The 17,980-nt window shown below is 65.0% G+C and carries 15 protein-coding genes; 4 read left to right on the top strand and 11 right to left on the bottom strand.

Annotated elements, in window-relative coordinates; all coding sequences use genetic code 11:
• Positions 1 to 51: 51 nt before the first annotated feature.
• Complete coding sequence (gene rpsF / locus KB201_RS19455) at positions 52 to 333, bottom strand: 30S ribosomal protein S6 (RefSeq protein ID WP_058252882.1); 282 nt, start codon at positions 331 to 333, stop codon at positions 52 to 54.
• 167 nt (positions 334 to 500) lie between these two features.
• Between rpsF and KB201_RS19450 the strand changes: the two genes are divergently transcribed.
• Together KB201_RS19450 and KB201_RS19445 are read left to right on the top strand one after the other, a co-directional pair.
• Positions 501 to 1,985, top strand: a complete 1,485-nt coding sequence (locus KB201_RS19450) for a hypothetical protein (RefSeq protein ID WP_211540134.1) — start codon at positions 501 to 503, stop codon at positions 1,983 to 1,985.
• Positions 1,982 to 2,554: a GNAT family N-acetyltransferase gene (locus tag KB201_RS19445; RefSeq protein ID WP_078112531.1), complete on the top strand. Its 573-nt coding sequence runs from the start codon at positions 1,982 to 1,984 to the stop codon at positions 2,552 to 2,554. The genes KB201_RS19450 and KB201_RS19445 overlap by 4 nt, the downstream gene beginning before the upstream one ends.
• A gap of 3 nt (positions 2,555 to 2,557) precedes the next feature.
• Here the strand turns inward: KB201_RS19445 and KB201_RS19440 are convergent, their stop codons facing one another.
• The 5 genes from KB201_RS19440 to KB201_RS19420 all read right to left on the bottom strand — a co-directional run bounded on the left by KB201_RS19440 (position 2,558) and on the right by KB201_RS19420 (position 8,455).
• A complete protein-coding gene (locus KB201_RS19440) occupies positions 2,558 to 2,965 on the bottom strand; it encodes a hypothetical protein (RefSeq protein ID WP_058252885.1) in 408 nt (135 codons plus the stop codon).
• Between the two features lie 36 nt (positions 2,966 to 3,001).
• Positions 3,002 to 3,940: a hypothetical protein gene (locus tag KB201_RS19435; protein WP_211540132.1), complete on the bottom strand. Its 939-nt coding sequence runs from the start codon at positions 3,938 to 3,940 to the stop codon at positions 3,002 to 3,004.
• Between the two features lie 52 nt (positions 3,941 to 3,992).
• The gene (locus KB201_RS19430; protein WP_374193956.1) at positions 3,993 to 5,669 is read right to left on the bottom strand and encodes a glycosyltransferase family 87 protein; all 1,677 of its coding nucleotides are present in this window, start codon (positions 5,667 to 5,669) and stop codon (positions 3,993 to 3,995) included.
• Positions 5,596 to 7,935 carry a transglycosylase domain-containing protein gene (locus tag KB201_RS19425; RefSeq protein ID WP_159371694.1) on the bottom strand — a complete coding sequence of 780 codons (2,340 nt, stop codon included), beginning with the start codon at positions 7,933 to 7,935 and terminating at the stop codon, positions 5,596 to 5,598. Before KB201_RS19425 ends, KB201_RS19430 begins: the two co-directional genes overlap by 74 nt.
• A 127-nt stretch (positions 7,936 to 8,062) precedes the next feature.
• Positions 8,063 to 8,455 (bottom strand): DUF5318 family protein, encoded by a 393-nt coding sequence (locus KB201_RS19420; RefSeq protein WP_065629491.1) that lies wholly within the window; start codon positions 8,453 to 8,455, stop codon positions 8,063 to 8,065.
• A 273-nt stretch (positions 8,456 to 8,728) separates the two neighbouring features.
• Between KB201_RS19420 and KB201_RS19415 the strand changes: the two genes are divergently transcribed.
• Positions 8,729 to 9,490, top strand: a complete 762-nt coding sequence (locus KB201_RS19415) for a PadR family transcriptional regulator (RefSeq protein WP_078112529.1) — start codon at positions 8,729 to 8,731, stop codon at positions 9,488 to 9,490.
• The gene (locus tag KB201_RS19410; protein ID WP_058252890.1) at positions 9,483 to 10,574 is read left to right on the top strand and encodes an inositol-3-phosphate synthase; all 1,092 of its coding nucleotides are present in this window, start codon (positions 9,483 to 9,485) and stop codon (positions 10,572 to 10,574) included. Before KB201_RS19415 ends, KB201_RS19410 begins: the two co-directional genes overlap by 8 nt.
• A gap of 135 nt (positions 10,575 to 10,709) precedes the next feature.
• Here KB201_RS19410 and KB201_RS19405 read toward each other — a convergent pair whose 3' ends face one another.
• The 5 genes from KB201_RS19405 to KB201_RS19385 form a co-directional block, all read right to left on the bottom strand.
• Entirely contained in the window at positions 10,710 to 11,330 is a 621-nt protein-coding gene (locus KB201_RS19405) for a bifunctional 2-polyprenyl-6-hydroxyphenol methylase/3-demethylubiquinol 3-O-methyltransferase UbiG (protein WP_171011644.1), read from the bottom strand.
• Positions 11,317 to 12,987, bottom strand: coding sequence for a M13-type metalloendopeptidase (locus KB201_RS19400; protein WP_176455905.1), 1,671 nt, complete (start codon positions 12,985 to 12,987; stop codon positions 11,317 to 11,319). The genes KB201_RS19405 and KB201_RS19400 overlap by 14 nt, the downstream gene beginning before the upstream one ends.
• A 119-nt stretch (positions 12,988 to 13,106) precedes the next feature.
• Positions 13,107 to 14,912, bottom strand: a complete 1,806-nt coding sequence (locus KB201_RS19395; RefSeq protein WP_137810158.1) for a hypothetical protein — start codon at positions 14,910 to 14,912, stop codon at positions 13,107 to 13,109.
• The gene (locus KB201_RS19390; protein ID WP_137810159.1) at positions 14,905 to 16,617 is read right to left on the bottom strand and encodes a 2OG-Fe(II) oxygenase; all 1,713 of its coding nucleotides are present in this window, start codon (positions 16,615 to 16,617) and stop codon (positions 14,905 to 14,907) included. Before KB201_RS19390 ends, KB201_RS19395 begins: the two co-directional genes overlap by 8 nt.
• Entirely contained in the window at positions 16,607 to 17,923 is a 1,317-nt protein-coding gene (locus KB201_RS19385; protein ID WP_078112523.1) for a hypothetical protein, read from the bottom strand. Before KB201_RS19385 ends, KB201_RS19390 begins: the two co-directional genes overlap by 11 nt.
• Positions 17,924 to 17,980 lie beyond the last annotated feature (57 nt).

Genomic DNA, 17,980 nt, shown 5'->3' with positions numbered 1-17,980 from the left:
AACCCTAGAACCCGGTACCGACGTCTTCAGACGATCAAGAAACCCTGTGGATTACTTCCGCAGGACCTTGGTGCGCAGAACCGACTCGTTCAGCTTCAGCTGACGATCGAGCTCGGAGACCGTGGCGGGCTCGGCATTGAGATCGATGACGGCGTAGATGCCCTCGTTGTGCTTGAGGATCTCGTAGGCGAGTCGGCGCTTGCCCCAGATGTCGACGCCGTCCACCGAACCGCCGTCCTTACGGACAACGTTGAGGAAAGTATCGAGTGAGGGTGCGACGGTGCGCTCGTCCAGATTCGGATCGAGGATGACCATCAATTCGTAGTGACGCATAAGACCACATCACCTCCTATGGGCTAGGTCGGCCACGGACTGTCCGTGGCAGGAGGGTCGCCTGCGTCGGCAACCGGTCCAAGATACATGACCTGCCCGTTCGCAGAGAAATCCGTGGTCGCGGGCCGCCTCGGCGACACATCATGAGACCACCTACGCTGTTGCCCATGTCGGAGCGGCGGACAACCCCGGGCCGGTGGTCGGCGCGGCTCTCCGGCCGTGGTGAGACGGCCGTGATCGTCCTCGTCTCGGTGTTGGCGACAGCCGCGACGATGTTCTGGAGTTTCCAGGCGAAGCTGCGGTGCGGCGGCGCCCCGTTCGATGCACTCGGACGTAGCGACAACTGGCCGACCGGCGATCCGGACGCGGTGATCCCCTGCTATTCGGACCTGATGTATCTCTGGCTCGGTCGCGACATCAACACCCACGTCTTTCCCTACATCCACGGTGGAATCACATCGGACGGCACCCTGTTCGGTGGCGTCGTCGAATATCCGGTGCTCTCCGGCGTGCTCATGTTCGTCGGTGCGGTCGGCGCCGACACCGACACCGAGTTCTTCACCCAGTCGGCGCTCCTGTTGGCACCGTTCGGTTTCGCGATCACCGTGCTGCTCGCATCGATGGTGCGCTGGTGGGCGTTGCTCTGGGCCGCAACACCTCCGCTGGTGCTGTACTCCTTCCACAACTGGGAGCTCCCGGTCGTCGCCACCGCCGTCGGGGCCGTCGCCGTGATGGCGTGGGGCGCGTCGGACCACCCCGTAACCCGTCGACGACGACTGCCGCTTCGTACGAGCGCGGTGATCGCGGCGGTTCTGCTCGCGATCGGATTCTGCCTCAAGCTCTACCCGGGGATCTTCGTATTGCCGTTGGCGGCATACGTTCTCACCCGCGGAGCCGGCGGAGCGCGCATGGTCGAACGACGACGAGACGCCCGCGGCGGTCTCGACTGGACGGGCGCCGGTTGGGTAGCGGGCGCTGCCGCCGTCACCGTGGTCGCGATCCAGTTGCCGTTCATGGTGCTCGGATTCGACGGGTGGAAGGCGGCGCTGTCGTTCCAGAGTCGACGACGAGCCGACGTCGACACCAATTCCATCTGGTACTGGGGGCTGCGCTATCTCACCGGGACCGGTGACACCTACCACTCGCTGGTCAGTGTGCTGTCGCCGCTGCTGATCCTCACGACGTTCGGGGTCGCGATGTATCTCGGGTGGCGCCGCTTCGACCGCGTCGACACCTTCCCCTGGATCGGCGTGAGCGGCGCGATGCTTGCGGGTTTCATGCTGTTCCACAAGGTCCACTCCCCGCAGTACACGCTCTGGATCCTGCCGTTCTTCGTTCTGATGAAGGTGCGGTGGTCGGTGATCCTGACGTATCTGCTCACCGACCTCGCCCTCGACCTGACGATTTTCCGGCTGTTCCCGATCCGCGATGCCGGCGAGCCGCTGCCGTGGTGGATCGTCACCGGCGTCGCCGGTTCGGTGTGGGTGCACGCCGCCCTGCTGGCCTACCTGATCGTGACCCTCCCGCGGACCCCGCTCCGGGAACCGTTGGCCTCCAGGGTGGCCGCACACGTGCACGATGCCACCGATCAGGGGTCCGCTGACGCACCCCGGCACCCGCCGCGAGACGCGATGGCGAGAGGCTCGTCATGAGTTCCTGGTTGGCGACCGGCCCCCTGGTGCACGGACGAGTCACGTTGCGACCGATCAGCATCGAGGACATCGGACCGTTGGCGCGCGTGGTCGACGACCCGACCCGATTCCGGTGGGTCCCCGGAGTGCCGACGGACGAGGACAGCGCCTGTCGGTTCGTCGACTCGGCGCTCCGTTCCCGGGTGGCGTTCGCCGTGGTCGACAACACCGACGGCAGTGTCGTCGGGTCGACGAGTTTCTACGACATCGACGAGGCCAACCGGGCCGCGTGCATCGGGTACACCTTCTACAGCGAACGCGTCCAGGGAACCGCGGTGAACCCCACCGCCAAGTTCCTGCTGATGCGCCATGCGTTCGAGGAGCGCGGCGCCGTCCGCCTCACCTGGCACACCCACGAGAACAACACCCAGTCCCGCGCCGCGATCACCAAACTGGGTGCCAACTTCGAGGGTCTGCTGCGCAAGCACCGCCGATTCGGCGACGGCTGGCGCACGACCGCCTTGTACGCGATGACCGACGACGAGTGGCCGTCGGCGAGAGATCGCCTGTTACAACGAATCTCTGTCTGAGATTCAGGGATTCGCGGTGTGCTCGGGATGGCCCTGGGTGCGCCGGTCTTCTTTCATCCGCGCCTCGTGCACGTGTCGCTGGCCGTCGGTCAGGTCGGCTCGAACCCGGTTGACGTACTCGCGCAACGGGCCCCAGTAGGTGTCGTCGAATTCCTCGACGACCTGGAATGTCCAGCGCCCCTCGAGAACGTTGCGACCCACCAACTCGGTGGACAGCTCGTCGGCGAACTCCCCGTGTCCGGCCTTTCGTAGTTCGTCCACTGCTTCCCCGAGCAGCAGATCGCCGCGTCCGATGAGTTGGTGGAACGAATAGAGGTGGCCGCGGGCGCGCTCGATGTACTCGAGCGCCTCCCCCACCTTGCCGACCGCTTCCGCGGTGTCGTCCGAGATGTGTGGTGCGGTATCCGACATGATCCGTCATTACCCACCGGAGCGGTCACCCAACCGTCAGTACTCCCCGTGGTAGGAGTGCCGGTAGCGATCGCCCTCGAGCGACGCCCTGATCTCACCGACCTCACCTCCTAGTGCGGTGTTGATCTTGTGCCCCAGCCGCTCGAACTCCTCGTGTGCGGCAGCCGATCTGGAGGTGAGCGCGGCGAGCGTGGACAGCCAGCGGTGTACGGCGCGCAGGTCGTCCGTCGTCAACGGTCCCCTCACCCAGTTCTCGCGTTCCCACGTCTGTCGTTCCCATGCCTGCCACGGATGATCCCAGCCGCTCGGCGGCGAGATGGCGAAGAGGCCCCGCACGATGACGTCGTTGCGGTCGATGCCCGCATCCGCACGCCACCCGTCGACGACCTTCGAGTAGGCGACGTAGTCGGCCGCGGTCCACGTCGACTCGCGAAGGTCCCGCCAGCCGGCACGGCGCAGCGACCTGGCCACTTTGCTCTCGAGGACCGGACTCGGATGTTTCGGCTCCCCGGCGCCCGCGAAGTAGAGAAACCAGGTGAAACCGGCCGGACCCAGACGCTCGATCATGTTGCCGCCCTTGTCGGGCCGAAGCATTGCATACGCCGCGCCGGGCTCCTCGCGGCCCGTCTCGGCCGCGTCTCTCAGCAGCCCGCCGAGGTACTTCCGGTCGGCGGACACCGCGGCGATCCGCTTCTTGCCGTCGGAGGTGCGGCGGCCGAGACAGAACGCGACGACGTTCCACAGCAACGCAATCGCGTCGTCGGGCGAGTCGGTGGCCCGAGACCCCAGCGCGAACAGGTCTGCTCTGTTGATCTCGTTGCCGAGCAACGAATCCGGGAGTCCGTGTTCGGCGAGCGCGTCCGTCCACCACTGCCGGTCGACGGCGACGGTGTCGGAGTGCAGTTCGGCGGCCCGGTCGCTCGCGGAGAGCCAGTCGGTGAGATCGTCGGGGAGTGCGAGTGTGGTGTGCTTCATGGTCGTTTGGACGCAGCGGGGTCCGGTTCGGTTCCGTCGCGTTCGGTGACCGTCATCCGCCCACCGGGGCCGGTTCCCGAGGACCATCCGCGGTGCCGAGCGTCCTCGCCCGGCGGCCGATCCGGTCGGGAGCACCGTCGAGGACACCACCGGCCGGGTCGTCGTACCATCGGCCGTCGTTCCCGCGGCGGACGAGGTCGTCGCGCGGATGCCAGATCTGCCAGAGGACGACGGCACAGAGGACCAGCACCATCAGTCCGCGGAGCACGACGGCTGCGGTGAACCACTGGTCGGGAAGCCAGCGACGTTCGGCCTCCAGGAACAGACTCATCCGCGGCACCCAGATCAGGGCGTCGAGCGTCATCCAGGCCAGCAGCAGTCGAGTATGTGGAATGGCAAGCACGGCAAGCGGAACCAGCCACAGCGAGTACTGGGGACTCCACACCTTGTTCACCAGCAGGAACCCCGCCACCGCGAGAAAGGTCATCTGGGCCACGCGGGGTCGGTGCGGCGCGAGGATTCCGATCGCGGCCACCGCCGCGATCACGGCGACCGTCAACCCCACCGACAACGCGTTCAGATAACCGATGTTCCATGTGAAACCAGCCGAGTCGGCCACGATCCGGTAGATGGTGTCGGGGTCCGCCGACCGATCGCCGTTGAATCGGAAGAACTCCCACCACCCCGTCGGGAACGGGATCAGGATCGGCAGGTTGACCGCCAGCCAGGCGCCGATCGCCGTCGCAGCCGTGATCCCGAACTCGCGGACTCTCCCGCTGCGCAGACAGAGCGCACCCAGCACCACCAACAGGAGTGCGGGATACAGCTTCGCGGCCGCGCCGAGCCCGATGAACAGGCCGGCCACCCAGAATTTCTCCCGCGACCAGGCCAGCAGGGCCACCGCGACGGCCGCGGTGGCGATGGCGTCGAAGTTGGTGAACGCGTGGACGACGACGAGGGGGGACAGCGCCACCAGCCATACCGTCCACATGCGGGTTCGCGCGGTGAGGGCCGTCGCCCAGACGGTCACGAGCCAGAACGCCGCCAACGCCAGGGCGGCGATGGTGAAGAACAGCACGACGTCGAGCGCGCCGGGGACACCCCAGTTGGCCTCGGCCCAGACCCAGCCCTGCGTCAGCTGCGCCGCGCCGTACATGAACATCCCGGTGACGACCGGATACTCCATGTACCGCTTGATGGTCTCGCCTTCGGAGCCCTCCTGGAACCAGAAGTCGCGGTAGGGCAGCGCTCCCCGGTTGAGGCGTTCCGCCCCGAACAGGCTGATCACGTCGGAGTAGCAGAGGTTGGTGAACTGGCGCTGATCGTCCCAGTCGAGTCGCATCTCGGCGCTCGCGCCGTTGGCCCCGGAGTCGGCCGGCGCCTGCTGCAGACACCCGGCCTTGCCGAACCAGCCGAGCGCGAGTCCGCACAACGCGAGCGCGAACAACACTCGCAGCGGTGTCAGACGCCGACCCCGCCCGATGACGGCGTGTGCCCCGACCGGCCCACCGACGAGCGAACTCGCTTCTCGCACCAGACCGTCCGTGCGCGTCGGGAGGACGCGCGCGTCATCGACGCGCTGATCGATCGCCAGTGGTGCAGGGCTGTCCCAGACGGGTTCGGAGCCGCTCGCCGCGGAGTCGGCCGGGTCCGGGTCAGCCGATGGGCGGTTCAGGGACTCCTCCGCCACCGTCTCCACCGCCGCCGGGTATGCCGCCGAGGTCGCCACCGTCGCCACCGCCGGCGTCGCCACCACCGGGGCTGTTCCCGCCGCCGGCGCCACCACCGCCGCCGTTGCGCGGAGCGCCCGGGATCGGGATCGTCACGCCTGGTGCGAGGGTGAGGTTGCCGTCACCGCCCTGGTCGGGGATGTCGAAGTTCGGTATGGAAGGCCCACGTCGGGGCTGCGACGGCGCGTACGTGGTGGCCGGCGCCTCGTACGGCACGCCCGCCACGCCGCCGACCGATTCCGGCTCGGGGAACTGCTTGATCTCCTTGCCCTCGAGCGCGGCATCCATCGCCGACTTCCAGATCGACGACGGCAGGCCGCTGCCGTAGATCGACGCGCCGTTGTAGTTCGTCAGGGCGGTGCCGTCGCTGGTGCCGACCCACACCGCGGTCGACAGCTGCGGGGTGTACCCGACCATCCACGCGTCCTTGTTCTGCCCGGTGTCGCCGAGCTGGACGGTGCCGGTCTTGGCCGCCGACGGCCGCGAACCGAGCGAGGAGTCGTAGAGCGAGTTGCCGTTGGAGTACGCCGCCACCGGTTCGAGCGCCGCGCTGACGTTGTCGGCGACCTTCGCGGGGAAGACGCGCTTGCCCTCGGTCTTGCGCTCGTAGAGGACCTGCCCCTTGGCGTCGACGACCTTCTGGACGAAGTGCGGCTCGTGGTAGACACCCGAGGCCGCGAGCGTGGCGTAGGCCGAGGCCATGTCGATGACCCGGGACTGATACTGGCCCAGGACCACACCGCCCTCGGGCTCGCCGTTGGCCTCCTGCAGGGTGTGCTCGATGTTGCCGAAGGACTCGGCCACACCCGCGCGGTGCGCGGCGTCGGCGACCGCCCGGGCACCGCCGTCGAGGTCCATCATCAGGCGGTAGTACACCGTGTTGAGGGACATCTTCATCGCCGTCGCGAGGTTGCAGGTACCGCAGCTCTCACCGTCGGAGTTCTCGACGGTGAGTCCGCCGCTGGCCTGGAACGGCGCGGAGCTGTAGGTCTTCGACAACGGGATGTCCTGTTCGAGCGCCGCGACGAGCGCGAACACCTTGAACGACGACCCGGTCTGCAGGCCCGCCTGGGCGAGGTCCCAGCCGCCCGGGTTGTCGCCGCCGTAGTAACCGCGCACCCCGCCGGTCTGCGGATCGATGGATACCACCGACGCAAGCAGATCATCCGGTTCGCCGTTCAGCTCACCTTCGGGGCACTTGTAGATCCGGTTCTTGCGGCAGGCCGCCTGGACGACGCCGTTCTGGACCTGCGGGTCGATCGTGGTGCTGATCTTGAGACCGCCGGTCCGCAGTTGCTTGTCGGTGATGCCGATGCGGTTGAGCTCGGCGAGGACCTGTCGCTTGATGAGACCGTTGGGCCCGGGGGTCTCGTCGGAGTCGCTGACACGCGCCTTGACGGTCTTGGGGAAGATCGCGTTGTCGGCCTGCGCGCGGGTGATCGCACCGGTCGCGACCATGCCGTCGAGGACGTAACGCCAGCGCGCTTCGGTGACCTCACGGTTGGTATCCGGGTCGTAGTAGGACGGTGCGCGGATGACCGCCGACAGCAGCGCGGCCTCTTCGAAGGTGAGCGGGTTGCGCTCGGCGCGACGCTTGTCGGTGATCGACTTGTTGAAGAACTTCTGCGCTGCCACCGCGACGCCGTAGGCGCCCCGGCCGAAGTAGATCGTGTTGAGGTAAGCCTCGAGGATCTTTTCCTTCGACCAGCCGTGCCGGTCGTTCATCTTCGCGGCGATCGCGAGCTCTTTGAACTTCCGGGAGTAGCTGACCTCGTCACCGACGATCGCGTTCTTGACGTACTGCTGCGTGATGGTCGAGCCACCGCCGGCGGTCTGGTTGCCGGTGATCTGACCGATGGCGGCGCGGGACAGGCCGCGGGGCGAGAAGCCGTTGTTTGTCCAGAACTCCCGGTCCTCGGCGGCGACGATCGCCTGCTTCATCGTCTCGGGGATCTCGTCGAACGGGACGACCGTGCGGTTGCCGTCGGGCGAGGTGACGTCTGCGAGGGTCCGCCCGGACGTGTCGACGATGGTGGCCTTCTGGCTCACCTCCGGTTCGGGGATCTCGGCAGTGAAGTAGGTGGCCGCGAACGCGATGATGAGCACCAGCACGATCGCCGGGACGATGGCGCCCACGATCCCCAGCGCCCACGCGAACCGTCGGTGTCGTGTCGCTGTCTGACTTCTGTTCTGACCGCCGCCGCCCGGACCGGGTCGGACTCCGGTGCGTCGCGGCGTGGGCGAAGAACCACGTGCCTCGCTCATCGTCCACCTTCCTACCGGGTCGCACGGACATTCGTCATCCGGCGAGCACGGTCAACTTGTCTGGCCTCGTGCCGCTCCACTGTGACAGCAGGCCACCGCCCCGGGCAAAAAACCGCAGGCCGGCGCGCTACTTGGCCACGCGTCGAGAGCGACGCGTGGTCTGCGGCGGCAGCCCGGCAACGTACGACTGGACCAGATGGTTCCAACTACAGGTCCGGCACACCTCGACCACGTGCACCGAGAACTCCTCGGCGGTCGTCGCGAGCCGGGCGATCTCCTCGTTGCTGCGCGCCGACCCGCTCACCTGACCGAGCCGGTCGCCGAACACCCAGGAAACCAGCGTGACCTGCTCTTTTCGGCAGATCGGGCACATCGTGGTGCTGGGCCGACCATGGAATTTCGCGGCGCGCAGGAGATACGGGCTCGCATCGCAGACCTCGGCAACGGCGGTCCGGCCCGCGTGGACCGAGGACAGCCGAGCGCGCCGCTGCAGGGCGTAGTCGACGATCTGGCGTTGCACGGTTCTCAGGGTACGTGGTCTCCGCCGGGGCGTCGGGCCGACGGGGTCCGGCACGCGGGTCCGACGGGCCCACACCCGGGATGGTCGATCGCCGCGTGGCGGCGTCGTCGCGTGTCCGTCCTCCCGCCGACCGACCGCTCGTGGACACGGTTATATCGGTGCGATACATTGGCAAACACATCGGAACGAGGTGTCGGCTCGTCAGAGCGTGCCGGCACATCGATCCGAGGAAGTAGTGACAGTCATCGGCAGGACCGCGAAGGGGGTGGCGAAGTGCTCGAGTTGGCCATTCTCGGACTGCTTCTCGAATCCCCCATGCACGGCTATGAGCTGCGCAAGCGGCTCACCGGCCTGCTCGGCGCCTTCCGTGCGTTCTCGTACGGATCGCTCTACCCGACGCTGCGTCGCATGCAGGCCGACGGCCTCATCGACGAACCGGAGACGCCCCTGGGCGTGAAGGTGCGGCGAGGCCGGCGCGTCTACCAGCTCACCGACGCGGGCCGGGAACGGTTCGCGGAGCTGGTCGCCGACACCGGACCCCAGAACTACACCGACGACGGTTTCGGTGTGCATCTGGCGTTCTTCAGCCGCACCCCGGCGGTCGCGCGCATGCGCATCCTCGAGGGACGCCGGCGGCAGGTCGAGGAGCGTCGAGAAGGGTTGCGGGAGATCGTCGGGCGGTCCAACCGGGCCGTCGACCGGTACACCCGTCAGCTGCATCAGCTCAGCCTCGAATCCAGCGAACGCGAGGTCCGCTGGCTCAACGAGCTGATCGCGGCCGAGAGCTCCCAGCAGGACGGGTCGCCAGACCCGTTCGACGGACAGTTCGACGACGACCTCGCCGACGGCGAACGGTCACCGTTCGATCCGGGGCGGCCCACGGCCTCCACCGGACGAGCCGATGACGAACATCAAGACCCGGACTCGACGCCGAGCCGGGACGAACAGCTCGACGAACCCGAGCAACGGAAAACACCGGTTGCGCAGCGAACGACTGCGATGCCGCGAGAAGAAGGAGAACCCGACCATGGGTGAGCCCAATAAGGTGCGCGTTGCCATTGTGGGCGTAGGAAACTGCGCTTCATCCCTGGTGCAGGGCGTGCAGTACTACAAGGACGCCGACGAGAACTCGACCGTTCCCGGCCTCATGCACGTGAAGTTCGGCCCCTACCACGTGCGCGACGTCGAGTTCGTCGCCGCGTTCGACGTCGACGCCAAGAAGGTCGGCTTCGACCTGTCCGACGCGATCTTCGCGAGCGAGAACAACACCATCAAGATCGCCGACGTGCCGCCGACCGGCGTCACCGTGCAGCGCGGTCACACCCTCGACGGCCTCGGCAAGTACTACCTCGAGACCATCACCGAGGCCGACGGCTCCGGTGTCGACATCGTCCAGGCCCTCAAGGACAACGAGGTCGACGTCCTCGTCAGCTACCTCCCCGTCGGCTCGGAGCAGGCCGACAAGTTCTACGCCCAGTGCTGCATCGACGCAGGCGTCGCGTTCGTCAACGCCCTGCCGGTGTTCATCGCCTCGGACCCCGAGTGGGCCCAGAAGTTCGCCGACGCCGGTGTCCCGATCGTCGGCGACGACATCAAGAGCCAGGTCGGCGCCACCATCACCCACCGTGTGATGGCGAAGCTGTTCGAGGATCGCGGCGTCACCCTCGACCGCACCTACCAGCTCAACGTCGGCGGCAACATGGACTTCAAGAACATGCTCGAGCGTGAGCGTCTGGAGTCGAAGAAGGTCTCCAAGACCCAGGCCGTGACCTCCAACCTGAACGGTCCGCTGGCCGGCAAGATCGCCGACAAGAACGTCCACATCGGCCCGTCGGACCACGTCGAGTGGCTCGACGACCGCAAGTGGGCCTACGTCCGCCTCGAGGGTCGCGCCTTCGGCGACGTGCCGCTCAACCTCGAGTACAAGCTCGAGGTCTGGGACTCCCCCAACTCGGCCGGCATCATCATCGACGCCGTGCGCGCCGCCAAGATCGCCAAGGACCGCGGTATCGGCGGACCGGTCATCCCGGCCTCGGCCTACCTGATGAAGTCCCCGCCGAAGCAGCTCGCCGACGACGTCGCGCGTCAGCAGCTCGAGGAGTTCATCATCGAGGCCTGAGTCTCGTCTAGAGATTCCACTGAACGTCCCCGTGTGCCGGAGTTCCGGCCGCACGGGGACGTTTCTCATCTGCTCGTCGCGAACCACCCCCGGCGGGCATCCGGGTTCCCACAGGTGGTGAGCCCGAGTGCACACTCACTGTGAAACGTCGATCCAAATGGCGAGTTCATCCGGTGACTGCGGATTCTGAACCACACTCTGGAAGCGGAAACCACACGTCGACAAGGCATCTAATTTGGCGCGATTCGCCGTCGGCGATTCGTAGAACCCCATCACAAATCTTCCGCCCGGAGCGGTGAGCGCGTGGACGCTCCGCAGCCACCGCTGGTTCGCGGCTTCAGCGAAGTCGATGTTGTCACCGACTGCCCAATAGACCAGATCGAACTGGCGGGGGAACCCCTCACCCACCACATCGCTCTGGCCGACCAGACCAAAGTTCTCCGGAACCTCTGAGAAGATCCGACGCGCCTCCCGGAGACGGGCGGCATCGATATCGACGCCGAAAGGGACGATGTCGTGCGGGGACCAATTCTGAAGGCATTTGAGGAGAAACCCGTTGGCGCAGCCGTAATCCAGCAGCGTGCCGGGCCGCGGAATGAGTCCGGCGAGGAATCGCCTGCTGTACTCCCATGCCTGCAACATCTCCGATCCGCTCTCTGGCAAGGAGATCCCGCTTCCCTCCAACAAATGGCGTAACACCTCGTCGTCGGAGACGAGGGACGCGAACGAATCGGTCGACACGTCAGCCCGACTCACCGGGCATCTCCTCGAGTGTCCGACACAGCCGACGGGCCGGCTCGACCCACATCCGGTCTCCGCTGGTGGTGGCGTGGGCATCGTGAAAGTAGTCCAGATTTCGAAGAACCCAGTTGCATCTGACCTCAGCCGGGGGATGGGGATCGTAGGAGAGGCGATCATCGCGTTCGACATCGGTCGCGACTGAACGCATCATGGTGGCGTAGCCCCGGAAGAACTCACGCATCGCCTGCTGCCCAGGCGATGCATGACTCGTTGCGACCGCCGCAGCCCACACCCCGAGGTGGTCACAAAAGACCTCGTTGAGTGCGCGACCGGCGTCGATTGCGTACTCCAGCCGGGACATCGGATCAAAGAACGCCTTGTCACTCTGGTCGATCAGACTGTGCAGCCAGGCGGCCACCCGCCGGAGGTCTGACACCGTCATCGTTGATTGCGAGTCATCTCCGAAGTCGACCTCGGTGTGAAGGTCGATCGAATGGGCGAGTTCGTGTCCGACTATGCAACCGAACGTCCCAAAGCTGGCGCCCGGCGCACCGTTGTCGGCGAGGAAGGGTTCGTCGAGCAAGCCCCACGGAAGCAGGAGTTCCCCGCGACCCCGGTGGTAATACCCTGTTGCGCTGTACGCCCTCGCCGGGTCCCAGGCGGCGGCTTCCCGCCAATGCCGAGTTGCTCGCACGGCGGCAGCTTCAGTTCGAAATGCGTTGCGCACATTCTCATACGGGTTGTCCGAACACCGAAACTCCGCGGCAACCGGTCTCGCCTCCGGGAGACCGACTCGGATGGTGACCCGCTCGATCTGTTCGGCCAGATGGCGTCGGCCACCGTCTGAGAGCGGAAGATGACAGAGAATTTCCAGGAGAGCATTCCGGACATCGAGCGCGATCGACATCGCCTGCTCGACTCGGGATTCAGTGACGAAACGTTGTCGATACCTCTCCAGAATCTCCTTGGCGTAGAAGCGTTCCGTCAGCCGTTGACAGGCGAGCAGTCGTGCATCGGGGCTATCGCCACCCCGCAGTTGACCGTAGCGGCACCGGATCACTCGTGATCGCAACCACTCCCGAACGGCGGCGAGCGGGTGCGCGGTGAGTGCGTTCGCCACTGTCTCCACCGCTTCGACGTCCACGACCTGCACGTTCAGTTGTTCGGTCAATGCGACGCCCTGGATGTCGAGCCATCCGGTCCAGTCGAAACACGGGGCTCGATCGCAGAGGTCGAGGACAGAAACCCTCTCAGTTCGGTCCGCACTCCGGGTCCGGCATGCGTGAGCGAGGTCGAGCGAGAGGGCACTTGCCTGTGTGTCATCACAAGTAAACTGGTTCTGCGCTACGCCCGGGCCCGACCCACGGTCGTCCGTCTCGCCGGGAACCGTCCTCACGATCAGACGATTTGGCTTTTCCCCCGATTCGAGAATTGGTTCCGTTCGGACCGTGAGTTCCAGCGCGGCGGTCACACCCATCTCGTAGAGCTCGGCGAGCACACGGGGAAGGTCGGACGGCTCCCGCAGGGTGGATACAACCTGCAGCTCCTCGGCGCACACGATGTGCGGATCGACCAACGGATCCGATGCACTCATCGCTGCGGACCAGAATGTGAAGACAGGCGTGTCCTTCAGCTCGCACGCGATGGTATCTCGCACACGACTCTCGGCCATTCTCCATGCGTCCCTGAATGATCCGTCGATCGACACGTTCGGCGGCATCACGTGCTGATCGATCCAATCACCGTTCACATGACAGTAGAAGTCATCTCGCGGACCCACGCCCACGACCTTCACAACGCGGTCTCCGCTGCCTCCAGAAGCGATCGGTACGCTCGGGCCCTCGCTTCCCCATGCAACTCTGAAAGCTCGATTGCCATCCGCGCATACACATCACGGCGATAGTGGAAGCCGGTCGGATCATCGGGCGAGGCGAGTTGACCGACGCCGTCCACCATCGCACTCATATCGACAAAAACCAGGTTCGAATGCTTACGCACCTCAGCCGCCACGGCTTCGTTCAGTGTCTTATTGCGACGGTACTGGTCATCACCCGATGGATAGCTGACATCCCGGCACAGCTCAGGACCACCGATCAGAGCGACAGTGGTGTCGGAGCAGAGCTCTGCCAACTTCGCGACGTATCCCGTCAGTTCACTGGCAGTCAGCGCTGGCCCATGCATAAACTCGCCGAGATATGTTGTCCTACACATTGACTGGCCCAACCAGTGGCCCCATTCGGCGTCGTCGCTGTACGCAGTCAACCGGATGTACTCCGGCGCGCACACTTCGTCGGGATCCTCCGGATGCCGAATGGTGCTACAGCTGTAGTCGACCCACAAACTGATCACGACGAGATCTGCCTCGGCCCAGTCGCCGACCGAGGGGATCGCTCCGATCCAGGGTATCTGCTTGACTCTCAACGACTCTTCACCGTACGCGGCTGCACCCACGAGTAGCGGCAGGCTGCTCTGACCGTATTGCTGCACACCGTCGGCACTGGTCAGCCCACTGACGAGAACGTCCAGATGCTCGCTGGGTGGCCACATCGCGGCCACAAGATCCATGTCGCAACCACCGACGAGACAGACCTGACTCAGGACCGGTGGCGGATGGTCGGCCTCCGCAGGCTCCACGATGGACGAACAAGGCCCGAAGAACTCGTCGACACCCGAGATCCAGTCGACCTCTCGGCCGAACTCAATCAGGGCCGGGTGATCGACTGTCACCCCGAACTCGGTGCGAATCCTGTCGGCGACAGCCTCGACAACTCCTTGGTTGACCACCCGGCATGACCAGAGCAGGTGCTTCACCGACACACTCGGTTCCACCACCAGGTATCCACACAGTCCGTAGTCGCCGAACCTGTCGGCCACGCGGAAGGCCCGGGACACGAGTCCCCCATCGCGACTTAGCTCTTCGACGGCCTCCGGGTCGATCCGACTCGATGTGAGGTTGAGCCGGTTGCTGCGTTGCGAGAGTTCAGCGATTCGTCCGCTGTTGGCCACTACGTCAACCGGAGTGACGGTGATTCGACTGTCCCGCAGGAACGGGACGAGGTCGTTCCCAGGTGAGTTGGCCCGGTGGGATTCGAGTGTCTTCCATCTGCGCTCCAGCACACGGTAGTGTCCGAGTCGTTCGGTACCGCTCGATTCGTCTCCCCATGAATCGAGATCAGCCGTCTCAATGTCGTTGGGAGCCAGCGTCGTCACGCCCAGATCGGCCGCAAGACGTTCGCGCACCCGCAGATCATCGTCGACCACGACCACCGACTCGGCTGCGACATTGAAGAATGCGAGCATTCGGCGGATCGCCGATGCTTTGTCCTCCCACGATATCTGTTCGAACACGATGTAGTCGGCAAGCCCGTGCTGTTCAAGCCACCGGCGGGCCTTCGCGGTCTCGTTGTACGAGCAGATCGAGTTGACCAGCCCTCGCTCGGTCAAAGCCGGCACCAGCTGAGCTCCCTGACGAAGTTCCCCCGCAACGCTGTCGTCGATCACGCCGTCCCAAAGGGTGCCGTCGATATCCCAGATGATCACCTTGGGCCGGAGGTCGGCAACGACGAGCTTCGCCCTCCGATCGCGGGGATCAGGCATCTCCATCCCGCCGGTAGGTGGCGATGATGGTGTAACGGAACGTGTTCGAGCTTACTTTCGTCACTTCGTGGCCTCCGGGCACATCTATGTTCATGATCAGCGCATCACCGAACCGCAGCGGAAGTCCCACGAAGGCCTCCCGATCACCGTCGGTGAACCGTAGTTCGCCGCCGGCCGTCGGCGCCACGGTGCAGCCGAGCACCGCACGGTAGGACCCGGTCGACGACGAACCTGCTCGATCGTCATGGTCGGAGTGATTGCGAATCGAATCGCCCTCCCGCAGCCGGTGGGCTTTGACGGCCTCCAGGACGACGTTGGTGCCGAATCGACTCTGTATGAGCTCGGGAATCTCCTGCGTGAGAACAGTGTCGAGCCGGGACTTGACAACAACCTCCAGATCCCGCCGATCTTGATCGCCGAATGCACCCGATCCGCGAAGCCATTCGCCCTGACTCAGCTCCGGATACTGTTCCGCCGCTGCGTTCCTGGTACCCGTCGATCGATAGAGCACCCACGGACATGCGTCGGTCGAGTCACCTGCCACCGCCACCACATCTCGGCCGTCGCGGGCTTCCGGTGGTGCGGGCTCAAGTCTTTCTACATTCTGTCCGAGCCACGATCGGAGTTCGTCGGACAGCGGACCCAGCACACCGTTCTCCAGGCCGGCTGTGACCTCACGCACCCATCGGGATTCCCGTTCGCGTGCTTCCTCGTTCTGCTCATCGGACACGCCGAGCGAAAGGGCCCGCCCACGGACCTGGGCGGCTCGCCCGAACGAGATGAGCCCGTGGATGACATCGGACAGGGTGCGGGTCACACCCGGTTTCCACGGGACAGGCATCGTCAGCTCGGACTCCGGAAGCACTCCGCCGAGGATCTTCTCGGCCGCATTCATCAGTGCATGCGCTTCCTCGTGCGCGAGGCAGGCCACCAAGTCCACCGGAGTCCGTCGAAAGGACGAGTACAGCACGAAGGGCGCGGCTTCATCCGTACCCGCGTTCGAGGTGTGCTCCCCACGCTTCAGCGGAACGACATCAGCCTGATAGCGATCCATAAGCGTCGGAACAAGTTGGTGCGCCATGTCGGCTGCCGCAATGATCTCCTCGTGCGCAGTCTCCCAACAACCCTCGGGTGCGAGATCGAACAGCGACTTCGAACGGGGAAGCCGGTACGCACTCTCGAAGGCGTCGACTCGCAGGCCGCCGGTTCTCGGTCCGGACCGATACTCCCCGTGCACAATGCCGGACTCTATACGGAGCCCCGAATCGGAGTTCAGTTCGAAGGCGCCGATAGACGGTAGGGAAACCACCGGCCCGCCCTCGGCACCGCGTGAGAGCAGGTCGGTGCGGAAGCCATCGGCAACATACGAGCTACCCGAGAGCACAGCGGCTGCCGCCCGGAATCGCTCAAAATCGGCTGCGAGCTCCTCGAACCGGTTTGTGTCGTCTACTCGTATCGCACTGTGAACCGATGTCATCCAGATGTACCCCGCGCCGTAGCCGACCACGTGCGGCGCCATCTCGAGTACCTCGAAGATCGTTCTCGACAGCTCCGGGAACGGAACCTCGAGACTCTGGGCGAGAGTGCGGAATGACCCGCGAATCCGTCCGCTCAGGAGGTCGAGCACACCCAAAGCCCGCTCTGGACGGACGTCGAGGTCAGCGAGTTCGGTCCAGATGTCGTCACTCGCTCGGTCAGTTCTCAAGTCGCATCCTTCTCAGACGCTGAACAATGCTGTGTACAAGTCGATCTCGCTCCACCTGATAGTTCGCCCACGTGACATGCGGCCCGCGCCGGTTGATCAGTAGATCCACGGCCGGATGCTTGCTACGCGGGCCGAGTAGTGGACGCTGTCGAACTCTGGGGTGCGCGGTATCGGTCGCCAACTCGGCACATACGGTCTCAAAGAGCTTGACCAACGCCTGCTCGTGAACGTCGCTGAAGCTGACCACACCTACGTAGCATTCTGTGTAGTCCTCGCACGGCTCACGCGAGACTCGATGGCCGTCGCAACTGGAGTACGTGACCAGATTCCACTCGGTGACCAGTTCGACAACAAGGCTAGTGACCGCAGGCTCCAAGCACTCTAGAAACTCCGGATGGTTCCGGGAGACCGAGGCTCCTTGGCCCCATGCGAACGTCCCTTCGGGACGCACACGCCCGTCGGCGTCGGCCACGAGCGAACGCGACAATCTGTTTCGCTCGTGATCTCCCTCCAACCACGATTCCAGGAAGGAATCGATGTCACTGAGGTAGTTGAATCCTTTCTGCGCGCGCAGGACCCATAACTCCGACTTCTCACCGGAAGACGTCACATCGGAGCGACGTGCACTCACCAGGAAGCCGGCGTCCCGTGCGATCTCCTCGAACTCGTCGTCCGTCAGAAGCAGCGATTTCATCTGTTCCTCGAATATCGCTGTGCCGTCCCGTCGTACCACGAACCGGTGGACCAAAGATTCATCAGCGAGGTGGCATTGTTCGGTGATCGATGTCCCTTCGACCGCTGCCCAGACCCTCTCCCCAGCGGTGATCGAGAACTGCTCCACCACAATGACACCGAAGTCCGGCATCGCACTCCGGATGTTCCGGAGATCAGACCGCAACCCGTCATGCGACTCGTTGATGAACAGGATGTGCGACAACGCGACAACCACGTCGAATGCGCCTCTCACCCCGATGTCGCTGAGCGAGTCGCCTACGACACGTACCGCCGGATGCAATGCTCTCGAGATCCGCCTGAGCGTGCCGGATGTCTCGAATCCGACCACTTCGCTCGCACCGCGCCGGTGGATCTCGGCCGCGTACCTCCCGCAGCCACTCCCCAGGTCCGCGACGCGTTTGCCGTCGACACCCCCGCAGGAGTCGATGAGATCGCGGATCAACGCCGCGTCGTTGTCGGGTCGCATCTGCGATGTGCCGACCACCGTCATCACAGCCCAGAAGTCATGCGCCGCGATTCCCTCGTCGAGGGCCGACTTCACCAGAGCGCTGGGGATGCCAAGCGCGTCCACGACTCGATCATCGGGACCGAATTCGTCGACCTCATCCGTTGCTTGCGGACTCGATGA

This window comes from Gordonia sp. SCSIO 19800 (genome assembly GCF_018132775.1).
GTDB lineage: Bacteria > Actinomycetota > Actinomycetes > Mycobacteriales > Mycobacteriaceae > Gordonia > Gordonia hongkongensis.
The sequence above is the reverse complement of the archived record's forward strand: the minus strand, read 5'-3'. Positions and strand labels throughout refer to the sequence as shown.

Excerpts from the sequence above, each read along its gene's own strand:
- rpsF (WP_058252882.1), bottom strand. The coding sequence starts at position 333 with ATGCGTCACTACGAATTGATGGTCATCCTCGATCCGAATCTGGACGAG.
- KB201_RS19440 (WP_058252885.1), bottom strand. The coding sequence starts at position 2,965 with ATGTCGGATACCGCACCACACATCTCGGACGACACCGCGGAAGCGGTC.
- KB201_RS19445 (WP_078112531.1), top strand. The coding sequence starts at position 1,982 with ATGAGTTCCTGGTTGGCGACCGGCCCCCTGGTGCACGGACGAGTCACG.
- KB201_RS19395 (WP_137810158.1), bottom strand. The coding sequence starts at position 14,912 with ATGCCTGATCCCCGCGATCGGAGGGCGAAGCTCGTCGTTGCCGACCTC.
- KB201_RS19435 (WP_211540132.1), bottom strand. The coding sequence starts at position 3,940 with ATGAAGCACACCACACTCGCACTCCCCGACGATCTCACCGACTGGCTC.
- KB201_RS19450 (WP_211540134.1), top strand. The coding sequence starts at position 501 with ATGTCGGAGCGGCGGACAACCCCGGGCCGGTGGTCGGCGCGGCTCTCC.
- KB201_RS19410 (WP_058252890.1), top strand. The coding sequence starts at position 9,483 with ATGGGTGAGCCCAATAAGGTGCGCGTTGCCATTGTGGGCGTAGGAAAC.
- KB201_RS19425 (WP_159371694.1), bottom strand. The coding sequence starts at position 7,935 with ATGAGCGAGGCACGTGGTTCTTCGCCCACGCCGCGACGCACCGGAGTC.
- KB201_RS19400 (WP_176455905.1), bottom strand. The coding sequence starts at position 12,987 with ATGGCCGAGAGTCGTGTGCGAGATACCATCGCGTGCGAGCTGAAGGAC.